The 14,659-nt window shown below is 62.1% G+C and carries 15 protein-coding genes; 8 read left to right on the top strand and 7 right to left on the bottom strand.

Annotated elements, in window-relative coordinates:
• Window positions 1-4: 4 nt before the first annotated feature.
• Genes HUK73_RS06950 through HUK73_RS06960 form a run of 3 tightly spaced genes read left to right on the top strand, consistent with a single transcriptional unit; the run spans window position 5 to window position 3,269 of the window.
• Window positions 5-2,032 (top strand): TadE/TadG family type IV pilus assembly protein, encoded by a 2,028-nt coding sequence (locus HUK73_RS06950; RefSeq protein ID WP_255326216.1) that lies wholly within the window; start codon window positions 5-7, stop codon window positions 2,030-2,032.
• Complete coding sequence (locus HUK73_RS06955; protein WP_176591244.1) at window positions 2,032-2,616, top strand: TadE/TadG family type IV pilus assembly protein; 585 nt, start codon at window positions 2,032-2,034, stop codon at window positions 2,614-2,616. The genes HUK73_RS06950 and HUK73_RS06955 overlap by 1 nt, the downstream gene beginning before the upstream one ends.
• The gene (locus HUK73_RS06960) at window positions 2,616-3,269 is read left to right on the top strand and encodes a TadE/TadG family type IV pilus assembly protein (RefSeq protein WP_176592858.1); all 654 of its coding nucleotides are present in this window, start codon (window positions 2,616-2,618) and stop codon (window positions 3,267-3,269) included. Before HUK73_RS06955 ends, HUK73_RS06960 begins: the two co-directional genes overlap by 1 nt.
• Before the next feature lie 49 nt (window positions 3,270-3,318).
• Here HUK73_RS06960 and HUK73_RS06965 read toward each other — a convergent pair whose 3' ends face one another.
• The 4 genes from HUK73_RS06965 to eno all read right to left on the bottom strand — a co-directional run bounded on the left by HUK73_RS06965 (window position 3,319) and on the right by eno (window position 7,532).
• Window positions 3,319-4,671, bottom strand: a complete 1,353-nt coding sequence (locus HUK73_RS06965; protein ID WP_176591245.1) for a pyruvate dehydrogenase complex E1 component subunit beta — start codon at window positions 4,669-4,671, stop codon at window positions 3,319-3,321.
• The gene (gene pdhA / locus HUK73_RS06970) at window positions 4,671-5,738 is read right to left on the bottom strand and encodes a pyruvate dehydrogenase (acetyl-transferring) E1 component subunit alpha (RefSeq protein WP_176591246.1); all 1,068 of its coding nucleotides are present in this window, start codon (window positions 5,736-5,738) and stop codon (window positions 4,671-4,673) included. Before pdhA ends, HUK73_RS06965 begins: the two co-directional genes overlap by 1 nt.
• A 130-nt stretch (window positions 5,739-5,868) precedes the next feature.
• Window positions 5,869-6,180 carry a septum formation initiator family protein gene (locus HUK73_RS06975; protein WP_176591247.1) on the bottom strand — a complete coding sequence of 104 codons (312 nt, stop codon included), beginning with the start codon at window positions 6,178-6,180 and terminating at the stop codon, window positions 5,869-5,871.
• 77 nt (window positions 6,181-6,257) lie between these two features.
• Window positions 6,258-7,532: a phosphopyruvate hydratase gene (eno, locus tag HUK73_RS06980; RefSeq protein ID WP_176591248.1), complete on the bottom strand. Its 1,275-nt coding sequence runs from the start codon at window positions 7,530-7,532 to the stop codon at window positions 6,258-6,260.
• A gap of 230 nt (window positions 7,533-7,762) precedes the next feature.
• Between eno and HUK73_RS06985 the strand changes: the two genes are divergently transcribed.
• From HUK73_RS06985 to HUK73_RS07005, 5 genes are all read left to right on the top strand, one after another.
• On the top strand, window positions 7,763-8,386 hold the full coding sequence (locus HUK73_RS06985) for a hypothetical protein (RefSeq protein ID WP_176591249.1): 624 nt from the start codon (window positions 7,763-7,765) through the stop codon (window positions 8,384-8,386).
• Between the two features lie 53 nt (window positions 8,387-8,439).
• On the top strand, window positions 8,440-8,796 hold the full coding sequence (locus HUK73_RS06990) for a hypothetical protein (protein ID WP_255326217.1): 357 nt from the start codon (window positions 8,440-8,442) through the stop codon (window positions 8,794-8,796).
• Window positions 8,793-9,116, top strand: a complete 324-nt coding sequence (locus tag HUK73_RS06995) for a hypothetical protein (RefSeq protein WP_176591250.1) — start codon at window positions 8,793-8,795, stop codon at window positions 9,114-9,116. The genes HUK73_RS06990 and HUK73_RS06995 overlap by 4 nt, the downstream gene beginning before the upstream one ends.
• Window positions 9,109-9,729 (top strand): hypothetical protein, encoded by a 621-nt coding sequence (locus HUK73_RS07000; protein ID WP_176591251.1) that lies wholly within the window; start codon window positions 9,109-9,111, stop codon window positions 9,727-9,729. Before HUK73_RS06995 ends, HUK73_RS07000 begins: the two co-directional genes overlap by 8 nt.
• A gap of 105 nt (window positions 9,730-9,834) precedes the next feature.
• Window positions 9,835-10,059, top strand: a complete 225-nt coding sequence (locus HUK73_RS07005; protein WP_176591252.1) for a DUF4170 domain-containing protein — start codon at window positions 9,835-9,837, stop codon at window positions 10,057-10,059.
• 16 nt (window positions 10,060-10,075) lie between these two features.
• Here the strand turns inward: HUK73_RS07005 and HUK73_RS07010 are convergent, their stop codons facing one another.
• The 3 genes from HUK73_RS07010 to carB all read right to left on the bottom strand — a co-directional run bounded on the left by HUK73_RS07010 (window position 10,076) and on the right by carB (window position 14,634).
• On the bottom strand, window positions 10,076-10,735 hold the full coding sequence (locus HUK73_RS07010; protein ID WP_176591253.1) for a rhomboid family intramembrane serine protease: 660 nt from the start codon (window positions 10,733-10,735) through the stop codon (window positions 10,076-10,078).
• A 5-nt stretch (window positions 10,736-10,740) separates the two neighbouring features.
• Window positions 10,741-11,217, bottom strand: coding sequence for a transcription elongation factor GreA (gene greA / locus HUK73_RS07015; RefSeq protein WP_176591254.1), 477 nt, complete (start codon window positions 11,215-11,217; stop codon window positions 10,741-10,743).
• Window positions 11,218-11,298: 81 nt separating this feature from the next.
• Window positions 11,299-14,634, bottom strand: coding sequence for a carbamoyl-phosphate synthase large subunit (carB, locus tag HUK73_RS07020; RefSeq protein WP_176591255.1), 3,336 nt, complete (start codon window positions 14,632-14,634; stop codon window positions 11,299-11,301).
• Window positions 14,635-14,659: the final 25 nt, after the last annotated feature.

Raw genomic sequence — 14,659 nt, forward strand, 5'->3', positions numbered from 1 at the left:
CCAAATGGGGCAGCCAGTCGCCCTGCCTGAAATGGGGGTGCAGGGCAAGCAGGGGCAAATGCGGACCATGGGCGATCGGATCAAACGCGCGCTATTCATTCTGATGCGGCTTTACCATAATCAGACCGGCAATACGCTCGCCATCGTGGCGGCCGCGGTGATCCCACTGGCTGGTCTGATCGGCGGCGGCGTCGACATGAGCCGCGCCTATATGGTCCGCGCACGCATGCAGCAGGCCTGCGACGCCGCCGCGCTGGCGGGCCGCCGCGCCATGACCACATCGTCAATGACCGACGCGAACAAGACGGAGGCCAAGCGGTTCTTCGACTTTAATTTCCCGCAGGGAACATTCGGCGCCTCCAGCTTCACGCCCACGATCCAGAGCAAGCCGGGCGAAACCACGACCGTCCAGGTCGGCGCGACCGCCACCATCCCGACCACGGTGATGCGGATCTTCGGCAAGGAAACGATGGAGTTGGCGGTGAATTGCGAATCCCGCTTCGACATCGGCAATACCGACGTGATGCTGGTGCTGGATACCACCGGATCGATGACCTCCTCGATTTCCGACGGCAATGGCGGTTCGACCACGCGCATGGCCGCGCTGCAAAAGGCGGTGAAGGACTTCTACGACACGCTGGGCGCCGGATCGGATCAGACGGGCCGCATCCGTTACGGGTTCATGCCCTATACCAGCACGGTCAATGTCGGCTATCAATTGCCCGCCAGCTATCTGTTGGGCGGCACGAGCGGCGAAACCTGGAATTATCAGACGCGCGCCAACCTCTCTATCAGTTACAATACGTCGAACTCGCCGGGCTCCTGGGTCTATTATTCCGGCTCGACTACCAATGGCAGCGGTTCCGTCGGCCCCGCCAGCAGTTGCCCCTCCATCCCCAGCAACACGACAAGCACGGTCACTGGCGCACCGACAACAACAACCTCTACCGATGCCAACGGCGTTATAACCACGACCACCGTGGCCACGCGCACCACCAGCGGCACCAGCTATACGGCTGGGAATTGCTCGGGCGGCAAGAATAACAAGACGCAGAACTACACCTCCGTCACCTATTCCAACTATATAGAGCGGAAGACCGACACATCGACCCAGACGCCGCAATATAGCTGGCAATATGGTCCATATCCCCTCGACGTATCGGGGTTCGTCACCGGCAATGCCGTTGCGAACCCAACCTATGATAGCCGTGCGCCCAACGATTCCAACGGCAACAGCGTACCGTCCACCGCAACCTGGAAGGGCTGCATTGAGGAACGCGCGACCGACAGCACGATCACGTCGACGACATCGGCGTCCTCGATCCCCGGCACGGCCTATGACCTGCAGGTCGACACGATACCGAACAGCACGGCCACCAAATGGCGCCCGCATTGGCCGGAGGTGGAATTCACGCGCGGCGGTTCTTATCTTAATACGTCAAGCCGGCAAAGCGGCGGCTGGAACGCCTGTCCCAGCCAGGCGCGCAAGCTGACCTCCTACCCGGATCGCACGACCACGCCCACCGGCCAGTCGAGCAGCTTCAACAGCTATGTCGACGGGTTAGTCGCAATCGGCGGCACCTATCATGACATCGGCATGGTCTGGGGCGCCCGCTTCCTCTCGCCCACCGGCATTTTCGGGTCGGAAAATTCCACCGCACCCAATGGCTTCAACATCTCCCGCCACATCGTGTTCATGACCGATGGCGACATGAGCGCCTATACCGACGTCTACGGCGCCTGGGGGTATCAGACGCTCGACCAGCGTGACGGTCCCTCAGGGTCGAGCGACAGTTCGCTGACCGCAATCCACAACCGCCGACTGGAGATGCTGTGCAACTCTATCAAGGGCATGAACATCACCATCTGGATCATAGGCTTCCGAAACGCCTCGGAAGGCGCCGTCAGCAGCCAGTTGCAGAATTGCGCGACCAGTTCGAACCACTGGATGATGGCCTATGACGGCGCGACGCTGAGCCAGAAATTCAAGGATATCGCCAAGAATATCGGCGGCCTGAGGTTGTCGAACTGATGAGCGGGATGAAGCTGAAACGCGACGAGCGCGGCGCGACGCTGATGGAGTTCGGCCTGATCGCCGCGCCGCTTTGCCTGATGTTGATGGGGATCGGCGATCTTGGCTATCAATCCTATCTGCGGGCGGTGACGCAGGGCGTGCTGGACCGTGCAGCCCGATCGGCCTCCGTCGGCGCGCTCAACTCGACAGCGGTGGACAGCTATATCGACCAGCAGATGCAGGCCATCAACACGAAGAACGGCAGCACCTCGGTCGTCAAGAAAAGCTATTATAGTTTTTCGAAAATCGGCAAGCCGGAGAAGATCACCACCGATACCGTACCGCTGGGCGTCTATAATCAGGGCGATTGCTATGAGGACGCCAATAGCAACGGCACCTATGACACCGACATGGGCTCGGCCGGTCTGGGTGGCGCAGACGACACCGTCTATTATCAGGTGACGATCACTATGCCACGCCTCTTCCCGATGGCCAGCCTGCTGGGCTGGAGCGCCAACCAGTCGGCTACGGCAACGGCCATCATCCGCAACCAGCCCTGGGCGAACCAGACGGCACAATCCACGACTGTGCGGTGTACATGATGAAGTGGCTTTTCCCCCGGTTCCGCCATGCGGCGAGCGCCATCGGCAAGGACGAGAGCGGCCTTGCCGTCATCGAATTCGCCTATTCCCTGCCCGTTCTGATGGTGCTGAGCCTGGGCGGTCTGGAAACGGCGAACCTGGCCATGACGCATATGCGGGTCAGCCAGGTGGCAATGCTGGTGGCGGACAATGCCTCGCGCGTCCGCACCTCCATCGACCAGGCAGACGTCAACGAACTGTTCACCGGCGCGGAACTATCGGCCGCCAATGTCAAGAATTTCAAGGCCAACGCCAAGATCTACCTGACCGACCTGGAACCCAATGGCAAAGCCGCGCCGAACAGCGGACAATTTATTCGCTGGCAGTGCAACTGGGGTTCAGGCGCATTCACCTCCAGCTATGGCGCAACCGGCAACGGGCAGAATGACGCCACGCTGGTGAACGGCATAGGCCCGACCGATAACAAGATCATAGCGGGCAGCGGCACGGCCGTGATGTTCGTCGAGGTGGCCTATACCTATCAGCCTCTGGTTTCGGACTCGATCTTCGGCCCCAAGGTGATCCGCTACACCAGCGCCTTCAATGTCAGAGAGCGCACCGACCAGTCGCTGAAAAACGCCAGCAGCATCGCCAATCTCTGCACGACCGTCTGAGTTGGCGGTCTGAGCGGGGCGGCGCCGAAAGGGCCGCCCCGTCCCATTCTTATTTGTAGCAGACCTTCTTCACCGTCGCGACAACGCGCGAGACATCGATCAGGGCCGCCTTTTCAAGGTTCGCCGCATAGGGCAGCGGCACGTCTTCATTGGTGACGCGCAGAACCGGGGCGTCGAGATCGTCGAACCCATGCTCCATCACGACCGCCGCGATTTCCGAGGAAATCGAGCAAACCGGCCAGCCTTCTTCCACCACGACGAGGCGGTTGGTCTTCTTCAGGCTTTCCAATACCGTCGCCGTATCCAGCGGACGCAGCGTGCGCAGGTCGATAACCTCCGCATCGATGCCCTCGGCCGCCAGCGCATCGGCCGCTTCCAGAGCGACGCCGACGCCGATGGAGTAGCTTACCAGCGTCACATCCTTGCCCTCGCGGACGATGCGCGCCTTGCCGATCGGCAGGACATAATCGTCGACCTTGGGCACATCGAAACTGCGGCCATAGACCAGTTCATTCTCAAGGAACACGACCGGGTCTTCGGAACGGATCGCCGCCTTGAGCAGGCCCTTGGCGTCGGCAGAGTCATAGGGCGCGATCACGATCAGGCCCGGAACCGCCGCATACCAGGGACCGTAATTCTGGCTGTGCTGGGCAGCAACGCGGCTGGCTGCGCCATTGGGACCACGGAACACGATGGGGCAGCGCATCTGGCCGCCGGACATGTAATTGGTCTTGGCCGCCGAGTTGATGATGTGGTCGATCGCCTGCATCGCGAAGTTGAAGGTCATGAACTCGACGATGGGCTTCAGGCCGCCCATGGCCGCGCCCGCGCCGATGCCGGCAAAGCCATATTCGGTGATCGGCGTGTCGATGACGCGCCTGTCGCCAAATTCTTCCAGCAGGCCCTGAGTGACCTTGTAGGCGCCCTGATATTCGGCGACTTCCTCGCCCATGACGAAGACGCGTTCGTCGCGGCGCATTTCCTCCGCCATGGCGTCGCGCAGCGCTTCGCGCACGGTCGTCTTTACATATTCCGTGCCCTCGGGAAGGGCTGGGTCCTTGACGGTCGCCTTCGGTTCGGCAGCGGGCTTGGCCGCGACGGGCGCCGGAGCCGCTTCCACCTTGGGCGCTTCGGTCTTCGGAGCGGGAGCGGCTGCACCGCCCTCGCCTGCCATCGTCGCGATGACGGTGCCGACCTTCACGCCTTCAGTGCCCTCGGCCACCATGATCTGGCCGATCTTGCCCTCATCGACGGCCTCAAATTCCATCGTCGCCTTGTCGGTCTCGATCTCGGCCAGGATGTCGCCCGAACGGACCTCATCGCCTTCCTTCACCAGCCATTTCGCCAGCGTGCCTTCCTCCATGGTCGGCGAAAGCGCCGGCATCTTGATTTCGATACCCATTAATATTGCTCCACCAGCACGTCGGTATAAAGCTCGTGCAGTTCCGGTTCGGGAGAGGTTTCAGCGAAGTCCGCGGAATCGCTGACGATCTTACGAATGTCCTGATCGATCTTCTTGAGCTCGTCTTCGGAAACGCCGACTTCCGCCAGATATTTCTTGACGCCTTCAATCGGGTCGGACTTGTCGCGCATCGATTGCACTTCCTCGCGCGAACGATATTTGGCCGGATCGGACATGGAATGACCACGATAACGATAGGTCTTCATTTCCAGCAGGATCGGACCGTTGCCGCCCTGCACCCATTTCAGCGCTTCCTCGGTCGCGCCGCGCACCGCCAGAACGTCCATGCCGTTCACCTGGATGCCCGGAATGCGGAAACTCTCGCCCCGGCGGTAGAGCTGGTCTTCGGCCGAAGAGCGGTTGACGCTGGTGCCCATGGCGTACTGGTTGTTCTCGATCACGAAGATGATCGGCAGCTTCCACAGCTCGGCCATGTTGAAGCTTTCGTAGACCTGGCCCTGATTGGCCGCGCCGTCGCCGAAGTAGGCGACGCAGACGCCGCCGTCATTATTATATTTGTGCGCGAACCCCAGACCCGCGCCGAGCGACACCTGCGCGCCGACGATGCCGTGGCCGCCATAGAATTTATGCTCGACGCTGAACATGTGCATCGAACCGCCCTTGCCACGCGAAATGCCCGCTTCACGGCCGGTCAGTTCCGCCATGATGAGGTTGGGATCGATGCCATAGGCCAGCATATGGCCATGGTCGCGATAGCCGGTGATAACGCTGTCCTTGCCGGGCTTCAACGCCGACTGGATGCCGACCGCGACTGCTTCCTGCCCGATATAGAGGTGACAGAAGCCACCGATCAGACCCAGGCCGTAAAGCTGGCCGGCCTTTTCCTCGAAACGGCGGATGAGCACCATTTGCCGGTAGAATTCCAGCAGCTCTTCCTTCGTGGCCTTATAATCTGTGGGAGTTTCGGGGCGAGGCCGGTTATGGTCCGCGCCGGCAGGACTGGCTGCCTTTGCGCGTGAAGGACGCGGCGTCGTTGGTTTCGCCAAGGCTGTTATCCTTTTGCGTGGGTGAGGATGGAAGGAACGCCAATATAGCGGCAGACCGCCCCAAATTGCAACGCAGCATGGGCCAGAAGCGCAGCAAATCCGTCCAAACAGGCGTTTCAGTGCCGGATGATCAGTTTAGCGGAACGATGACTTCGTCATGATGGATGACGCCCAGCTCCCGCCGGATCAGTTCATCGCTGAGATCGGGATCGACACGCCGGGGATTGAGCAAATCCACCCGGTTCTTCAGTTCCTGCCGATGGGCCTGAACCTGCTTCAGTTCACCCTGCGCATTGTGCAACTGCCGCTTATAGTCGCCCCAGGCCAGAACACCGTTCGAACCGAGCACCACATAACCAGCGAAGAAAAGAAGAAGAAGCACCGCGATAGCCGGCCCGAAAGCCGAGAAAAGCAACATGCGGAGTTTCGCGATATGCGCCATGGACCAGTTGAATCACAAGGACGCGCGGGCCGCAAGGGAAATCTACTTCCCCTGCGGCCAGCGGTCGGAATTTTGACTTAACGGAAGATCGAACGCCCCGCGTAGACCGCAACATCGCCCAGCTCTTCTTCAATACGGATGAGCTGGTTATACTTGGCAAGCCGATCCGAACGGGCGAGCGAGCCGGTCTTGATCTGACCGCAATTGGTGGCGACGGCCAGATCCGCGATGGTCGCATCCTCGGTTTCACCCGAACGGTGCGACATGACGGCGGTATAGCGCGCACGGTGCGCCATGTCGACGGCGGCCAGCGTCTCGGTCAGCGAACCGATCTGGTTCACCTTGACCAGCAGCGAATTGGCGAGCCCCTTGCCGATGCCCATTTCCAGACGCTTGGGATTGGTGACGAACAGATCGTCGCCAACCAGCTGGACCTTGCCGCCGATCTTGTCGGTCAGCGCCTTCCAGCCTTCGAAATCATCCTCGCTCATGCCGTCTTCGATCGACTTGATCGGATAATCGGCGCACAGAGCCGCCAGATAATCGGCCATTTCGACGGGGCTCAGCGACAGACCCTCGCCCGAAATCTCGTACTTGCCGTTCTTGAAGAATTCGGTCGCGGCGCAGTCCAGCGCCAGCACGACATCGTCGCCCGGCCTGTATCCAGCCTTCTCGACCGACAGCATGATGAAATCGAGCGCGTCGCGGGTCGAAGCGATGTTGGGCGCGAACCCGCCTTCGTCGCCGACCGAGGTCGCCAGCCCCTTGTCATGCAGGCCCTTCTTCAGCATATGGAAGATTTCCGAACCGATCCGCACGGCGTCGGCAATGCTTTCGGCACCGACCGGCATGATCATGAATTCCTGGAAGTCGATCGGATTGTCGGCATGCTCGCCGCCGTTGATGATGTTCATCATCGGCACCGGCAGGACATGGGCGTTGACGCCGCCGACATAGCGATAAAGCGGCAGGCCGCGCGCATCGGCGGCAGCCTTCGCCACGGCCAGGCTGACGCCCAGAATGGCGTTGGCGCCCAGGTTCGACTTGTTCTCCGTGCCGTCGAGCGCGATCATCGCCGCGTCGACTTCGGCCTGATCCTCGGCATCCAGACCAATGATCTGCTCGGCAATCTGGTCGTTGACGGCGGCAACGGCCGCCAGCACGCCCTTGCCCAGATATTTGCTCTTGTCGCCGTCACGCTTCTCGACCGCTTCATAAGCGCCGGTCGAGGCGCCTGACGGCACGGCGGCACGCCCGAAGCTGCCATCCTCCAGCATCACGTCGACTTCGACGGTCGGATTGCCGCGGCTATCCAGGATCTGGCGGGCATGAATATCGAGAATGGCGGTCATGGATCGCTCCTTGAGAGTGGCTCTGGGGGACTGGCTCTGGGTCGCTTTTCGCGCCCCGCTTAGCCAGCACCTTCCCGAATGGCAATGCGGGGGCTTGCAAGGACTCGAAAAATGCCGATGTTCAAAATAGTAACGGCAACGGAACTGTGAGCCGTCGCGAAGCATTTGGAAAAGAGCTGCCCGACCGTTTCGTGGATTCCGCCGCATCTTTCAAAGGGAGACTAAGGACGATGGCCGACACCCCGGAAACTCCGCCCGCAAAGCGCACCAAAAAAGCCAGCGCTCCGAAGTCCCCGGCATCCAAGGCAAAGCCTGTCGATGCCGCCCCCGCTGCTCCGGCCAAAGCCGCGCCGGCGAAGACTGCCGCGACCCGCAAGGCCGCCAAGCCGCCAAAGCCCGGCAACGGCGCAGCCGCGCACGGCTGGACCGTGCAGATCGCACCGCTGAAGGCGCAGGCCGAAAAAGCGGCGAAATCTGCCGTGGACAAGCTGAACGCCGTCGACTGGAAGGCGCATGTCGATCCGCTGAAGGAGCAGGCCAGCAAAACCGCCAAGTCAGCAGCCGGTGTCGCCAAGGACAAGACCGGGTCGGCCATGCAGAGTCTGGCCAAGCTGATTTCCGACACGGCGGGCACGGTGGATGCCAAGCTGGGTCCGCAATATGGCGACTATGCCCGACAGGCGGCCGAATCGGTCGCGGGCGCGGCCAAGACGCTTGACGGCAAGGATGTCGACCAACTGATGACCGAGGCTCGCGACTTCGTGCGCAAAAGTCCGGCGGTGGCGATCAGCGCGGCTGCGGTGGTCGGCTTCGTGCTGATGCGCCTTGCCAAGGGATCCGATGAAGACGCCTGACCGCGTCCTCCTCAGCGATGGAATCAAAGCCCGGCGGCCGGGCGGAGGAAGTTTTGACGCAAGAGCCCATGCAGTTCGAAGGGCAGGATGAATCCGTCCGGGATGTCCTGACGCGCCTTTATACCGATGGGCGCGCCTATGCCGAGGCGGAGGTCGAGCGGCAGAAGCTCCGCGCCGGACTGGTCGGCGCGGGTATGCGGGACGCGCTGATCCTCGGGGCGGTCGCTATCGTTCTGGCCTTTGCCAGCCTTGTCGCCTGCCTGATCGGCTTTATTCTGGTGCTAGCCCCGCTGGTGGGCACGGGTTGGGCGACCTGCATCGTCGTCGGCGGCGGACTGGTGCTGGCGCTGATATTGCTGCTGTTCGCGAAGGGACGGATCGATCGGATGAAAAAGGCCGTCAGATCATGAGCCGGGAAGAGGCCTATCGCGCTGCCAGAGCGAAGGCGGAGGAGCGCAAGGCAACCTTCCTCACCGCCGTGCAGGCCACCAAGACCCGTGTTACGCCGGAGCGCCTCAAGCAGGATGCCCGTGACAAGATCACGGGAACCGTCCTGGACGGCGCCGCCTATGCGGCGGCCAAGGTACAGCAACGGCCCGCCGCAACGGCAGCAGCAGTGGGCGCTTTTGCCCTTTATGCGATGCGCCGCCCTATTGGGGCACTTTTCCGGCGACTATACGTTCGGATGAGCAACCGCAAAGAAGAGATTTCGGAGATTGATCATGGCTGACATCCGCTCACAAATCACCCGCGCCCGCGAGGCGGCGAATGATATGGCGGAAAGCGCGACCGGCATGTTCCGCGACACCACGGATCGCGCCCGGGAAAGCGCCGGCGAGTTGATTCAGGTCAGCCGCGAACGGGCCAATGATGCGCGGGACAAGGCCGTCGACAAAGCGACCGCCGCCTATGCCGATGCGCGGAACCGTACCCAGCGCGTCGCGGCGCGCGCCAATGAAATCGTGCAGGAACATCCGGTCGCCGTCGTCGCAGGCGCCGTGGCCGCGGGCGCCGTCATTGCATGGATGTTCCCCAAGAGCCGCAAGGCGATGAAAGCCCTGCCCGGCTTTGCCTCAACCGCTGGCGCCAAGGTGATGGAGGCTGCCCTCGCCGCCCGCTCGGCAGCGGCAGAAAGCGCGGAGAATCTGAAATCCAGCGTGGGCGAAATGCTGCACGATGCCAGTGAAAGGGCGAAGGATGCGGCTTCCACCGCCTCCAATGCGGCGACGTCGGCGGACCTTGGCGGCAAGGCGTCCCGCTTGGCGGAAGATGCCGTCGCGCTGGTGGCGGGCAAGATCGATGCAATCAGCGAAGCGTTGAAGGCGCGGTTGCCGAAAGCGTAATCGCTTCGTCATCAAAAGCATGCCAATATGGCCGCCTGCGCCCTTGGATGGGCGCGGGCGGCCTGCTAATGTTCGCGCTCACCGAACAGGAGAATATAAGCTACCATGAGCAAGCTGCACCTTGTGATGGGCGGTCGCGTCAAAAACCCCCAGACGCTGGAATTCGAGGATTTGAACTCGATCGAACTGGTCGGCGTCTTCCCCGACTATGCCTCTGCCGAAAATGCCTGGCGCGGCGCGGCGCAGCGTACCGTCGACGACGCGGAAATGCGCTATGTGATCGTGCATCTGCACCGGCTGCTCGAACCCGAACTGCCGCCAGCCAAGTAAATTTCAGGCCAAAAATTCAGGAAAGGGGCTGGGACCGCTTGCGAAAGCGCCAACGGAGCAGCGGACGCGTAAGCACCAGCCCCATCAGAAAGCCGCCAATATGCGCGGCAATCGCGATCTGACCAAGATCGCCCAGACCGCCTGCCGTAGCCAGGCCGATCATGAGCTGGATCGCGATCCAGCTCGCCGCCAGCCATAGCGCACGCACCAGACTGGCCGAAAGCGGCCCGATCCGCCGGACATTCTGCTGGCTGTAGAGCAGCGCATAGGTCGCGATGATCGCGGAAATCGCTCCACTCGCCCCGACCATCGGGTTGGTGGAATGGGGATCGGTCGCCCATTGCAGCGCCGTCGCGCCATAAGCGCCCGCCACGTACAGGACCAGCGTGGCCCCCTTGTCCAGAACATGCTCCACCTGCCGTCCGCAAAAGACGAACATGAACAGGTTGAAGGCGATATGCAGCCAGTTGGCGTGAACCAACGTGCAACTGATCGGCGTCAGCCAGACAGGCACCGCCACCATACCGGCGAGCAGCGTGCCATCTTCGACCCGGGCGGGGATGAAGCCCGCCATGATGGCCGCATTATCGACCTGCCCCGTCAGATACAGCAACAGGAACGCGACGAAAGTGATCGCCGCGATCCCGTTGGTCATGCGCCCGGCAGGCAGTTTCATGGAGGTCAGATGAAATCGATTTTGTCGACCAGGTAGAATTTGTCGCCCGAGGGAACCGACACTTCGACCTCTTCACCGATCTGACGGCCGATCAGCGCACGGCCGAGCGGGCTGTTATAGCTGATCATGCCGACCTTGGCGTCCGCCTCGGCCTGACCCACGATCTGATATTTGACCGGCTTGTCGTCTTCATCGAGCAGGGTCACGGTCGCGCCGAACACCACCTTGTCGCCCGACAGGGTGGTCGGATCGATGATCTGGGCGCGCGACAGCTTGTCTTCCAGATCGGAGATGGTGGCCTCAACCTGGCCCTGGCGTTCCTTGGCCGCATGATATTCCGCATTTTCCGACAGATCGCCGTGCGCGCGGGCTTCCTCGATGGCGTCCACGATCAAGGGCCGCTCAGCCTTCAATTCGCGGAGCTGCGCATTGAGCTTGTCATAGCCCACCTGCAGCATCGGCATCTTCTCGACGGTCGCCATTATTGCAAATCCTTCGTCAAAACTTCCCTTTGGCGGCTCCGATCTTGGAGCCGCCCGCAGCATGCTTCCTTGTGCAGGGGATCAGGCTTGCGGCACGGGATAATAGGATTGGAGCGACCGCACTTCAAGAGCATGCCCTTGAAGTGCCTCGATCGCGTCCGCCGCGGCAAGGCTGGCCGCCGCCGTGGTGAAGCTCGCGACCTTGGCGCGGAGCGCGCTGGTGCGGATCGCCTTGCTGTCCTTGAGCGACTGCCACCCTTCGGTCGTGTTGAAGATCAGGTCGACGTCGCCGTCGGTGATCTTGTCGACGATATGCGGGCGCCCCTCCGCCACCTTGTTCACCGGCTGCACGGCAATGCCCTGCTCTTCCAGATAGCGCGCGGTTCCGCCGGTGGCGATGATGGTGAAACCCAGGCGGGCCAGTTTCTGCACGGCGGGCAGGATCACTGCCTTGTCGCTGTCCTTGACCGACACGAACGCAGTGCCGGATGTCGGCAGGACCATGCCGGCGCCAAGCTGAGACTTGGCGAAGGCGGTCGCGAAGTCGCTGTCGATGCCCATCACTTCGCCGGTGCTCTTCATTTCCGGCGACAGCACGGGGTCGACACCGGGGAAGCGCGCGAAGGGGAAGACCGCTTCCTTGACCGCGATATGCGAGATCGCGTTGCGATCGATCTCCGGCAGCTCCTTGAGCTTCTCACCCGCCATCACGCGGCTCGCGATCTTGGCGATGGGCGTGCCGATGGCCTTGGCGACGAAGGGCACGGTGCGGCTGGCGCGCGGGTTGACCTCGATCAGGTAAACCACGCCATCCTTGACCGCGAACTGGATGTTCATGAGGCCACGCACCGTCAGAGCGCGGGCGAGGACATCGGCCTGACGCTCGATTTCGGCAATAATCTCGTCCGACAGGCTGTAGGGCGGCAGCGAACAGGCGCTGTCGCCCGAATGGACGCCCGCCTCCTCGATATGCTGGAGTACGCCCGCCACGACCACATCGTCGCCGTCGCAAAGCGCATCCACATCGACCTCGGTCGCGTCACGCAGATACTGGTCGATCAGCACCGGGGAGTCGCCCGACACCTGAACGGCGGTGGCGATATATTCCTCCAGTTGCGCCTGACCGTCGACAATCTCCATGGCGCGGCCGCCAAGGACGTAGGACGGGCGCATCAGCACCGGATAGCCGATGCGGTTGGCGACCGCGATCGCTTCTTCCCGGCTGCGGGCGATGCCATTGGCGGGCTGCTTGAGCTTGAGCTTGTCGATCAGCGCGGCGAAACGCTCGCGATCTTCGGCCAGATCGATGGCGTCGGGCGAGGTGCCAAGGATCGGGATGCCCGCATCCTCCAGCGCCTGTGCGAGTTTCAGCGGCGTCTGGCCGCCAAACTGGACGATGACCCCGGCAAGCGTGCCGTTGGACATTTCGACGCTCAGGATTTCAAGGACGTCCTCAGCCGTCAGCGGCTCAAAATAGAGGCGGTCGGACGTGTCATAGTCGGTCGACACTGTTTCCGGGTTGCAGTTGACCATGATGGTCTCGAACCCGGCTTCACTAAGCGCGAAGCAGGCGTGCACGCAGCAATAGTCGAACTCAATGCCCTGCCCGATGCGGTTGGGACCGCCGCCCAGGATGACGACCTTCTTCCGGTCGCTGGGCTGCGCTTCGTTCTCGGCCTCTCCGAAGATCGGGGCTTCGTAGGTCGAGTACATATAGGGCGTCTTCGCCTCGAACTCGGCCGCGCAGGTGTCGATGCGCTTGAAGACCGGCCGCACGCCCAGCTTGTGGCGCAGGCTACGCACTTCATCCTCGGTAACGCCGCCGGTCATCGCCTTGACCGCATCGTGGATCAGGCCCGAACTGCGGGCAATGCCCCGCTCCATGCCGCGCAGATTGGCGGACTTGAGGGCGAGATAGGCAAGGCGCTTGTCGGAGAAGCCCATCGACTTCAGGCGGCGCATGCCGTCCGCATCCTGCGGCAGGCCATTTTCGAGGATTTCGGCCTCAGCATCAATGATTTCCTTGATCCGCTCCAGGAACCAGGGATCGAACTTCGCGATGCTGTGGATTTCCGCGACGGTCAGCCCTTCGCGCAGAGCCTGCGCGGCGACCAGCAGGCGATCCGGGGTCGGCTGGGCGAGAGCGGCGACGATGTCATCCTTGGGCGCGCCCTCCAGATGCTCCACATTGTTGAAGCCGCTGAGGCCCGTTTCCAGACCGCGCAACGCCTTCTGCATCGATTCATGGATGTTGCGGCCGATCGCCATCACCTCGCCCACCGACTTCATCGCGGTGCCGAGCAGCGGTTCGCTCCCCTTGAACTTCTCGAAGGCGAAGCGCGGAATCTTGGTCACGACATAGTCGATGGTCGGCTCGAAGCTGGCGGGCGTCGCGCCGGTAATGTCGTTCTCGATCTCGTCCAGCGTGTAGCCGACCGCCAGCTTCGCCGCGACCTTGGCGATGGGGAAGCCGGTCGCCTTCGACGCCAGCGCCGAGGAACGGGACACGCGCGGGTTCATCTCAATGACGATCAGGCGGCCATCCTTCGGATTGACTGCGAACTGCACGTTCGAACCGCCTGTTTCCACGCCGATTTCACGCAGCACCGCGATGCTCGCGTTGCGCATGATCTGATATTCCTTGTCGGTCAGGGTCAGCGCGGGCGCGACGGTGATGGAGTCGCCGGTATGGACGCCCATCGGGTCGACATTCTCGATCGAGCAGATGATGATGGCGTTGTCGTTCCGGTCGCGGACGACCTCCATCTCATATTCTTTCCAGCCGAGCAGCGATTCCTCGATCAGGACTTCGGTGGTGGGCGATGCGTCCAGCCCTTCGGCAACGATCCGCTTGAACTCTTCCTTGTTATAGGCAACGCCGCCGCCGGTGCCGCCGAGCGTGAAGCTGGGGCGGATGATCGACGGCAGGCCGGTGAATTCCAGCGCCTCCAGCGCCTCTTCCATGCTGTGCGCGATGCGCGAGCGAGCAGATTCGAGGCCGATCTTATCCATCGCGTCGCGGAATTTCAGGCGATCCTCGGCCTTGTCGATGGCTTCGGCGTCAGCGCCGATCATCTTGACGCCATATTTCTCCAGCGTGCCGTCATTGAACAGGGCCAGCGCCGTGTTGAGCGCCGTCTGGCCGCCCATGGTCGGCAGCACCGCGTCGGGGCGCTCCTTCTCGATGATCTTCGCCACGATTTCGGGCGTGATCGGCTCGACATAGGTCGCGTCGGCAAATTCCGGGTCGGTCATAATGGTGGCCGGGTTGGAATTCACCAGGATGATGCGATAGCCCTCTTCCTTGAGCGCCTTCACCGCCTGCGTGCCCGAATAGTCGAACTCGCAAGCCTGGCCGATGATGATCGGGCCAGCGCCGATGATGAGGATGGAGGAGATGTCGGTGCGCTTGGGCATTATTCGGCCTCTGGTTTAACGGTGG

Origin of the sequence: Sphingobium sp. EM0848, assembly GCF_013375555.1 — a bacterium.
Taxonomy (GTDB): Bacteria; Pseudomonadota; Alphaproteobacteria; order Sphingomonadales; family Sphingomonadaceae; genus Sphingobium.

Bases quoted from the DNA above. Each gene is read 5' to 3' on its own strand.
- HUK73_RS06950 (WP_255326216.1), top strand. From the start codon at position 5: ATGGGGCAGCCAGTCGCCCTGCCTGAAATGGGGGTGCAGGGCAAGCAG.
- HUK73_RS06955 (WP_176591244.1), top strand. From the start codon at position 2,032: ATGAGCGGGATGAAGCTGAAACGCGACGAGCGCGGCGCGACGCTGATG.
- HUK73_RS06960 (WP_176592858.1), top strand. From the start codon at position 2,616: ATGAAGTGGCTTTTCCCCCGGTTCCGCCATGCGGCGAGCGCCATCGGC.
- HUK73_RS06965 (WP_176591245.1), bottom strand. From the start codon at position 4,671: ATGGGTATCGAAATCAAGATGCCGGCGCTTTCGCCGACCATGGAGGAA.
- HUK73_RS06975 (WP_176591247.1), bottom strand. From the start codon at position 6,180: ATGGCGCATATCGCGAAACTCCGCATGTTGCTTTTCTCGGCTTTCGGG.
- eno (WP_176591248.1), bottom strand. From the start codon at position 7,532: ATGACCGCCATTCTCGATATTCATGCCCGCCAGATCCTGGATAGCCGC.
- HUK73_RS06985 (WP_176591249.1), top strand. From the start codon at position 7,763: ATGGCCGACACCCCGGAAACTCCGCCCGCAAAGCGCACCAAAAAAGCC.
- HUK73_RS06995 (WP_176591250.1), top strand. From the start codon at position 8,793: ATGAGCCGGGAAGAGGCCTATCGCGCTGCCAGAGCGAAGGCGGAGGAG.
- HUK73_RS07000 (WP_176591251.1), top strand. From the start codon at position 9,109: ATGGCTGACATCCGCTCACAAATCACCCGCGCCCGCGAGGCGGCGAAT.
- HUK73_RS07005 (WP_176591252.1), top strand. From the start codon at position 9,835: ATGAGCAAGCTGCACCTTGTGATGGGCGGTCGCGTCAAAAACCCCCAG.
- HUK73_RS07010 (WP_176591253.1), bottom strand. From the start codon at position 10,735: ATGAAACTGCCTGCCGGGCGCATGACCAACGGGATCGCGGCGATCACT.
- greA (WP_176591254.1), bottom strand. From the start codon at position 11,217: ATGGCGACCGTCGAGAAGATGCCGATGCTGCAGGTGGGCTATGACAAG.
- carB (WP_176591255.1), bottom strand. From the start codon at position 14,634: ATGCCCAAGCGCACCGACATCTCCTCCATCCTCATCATCGGCGCTGGC.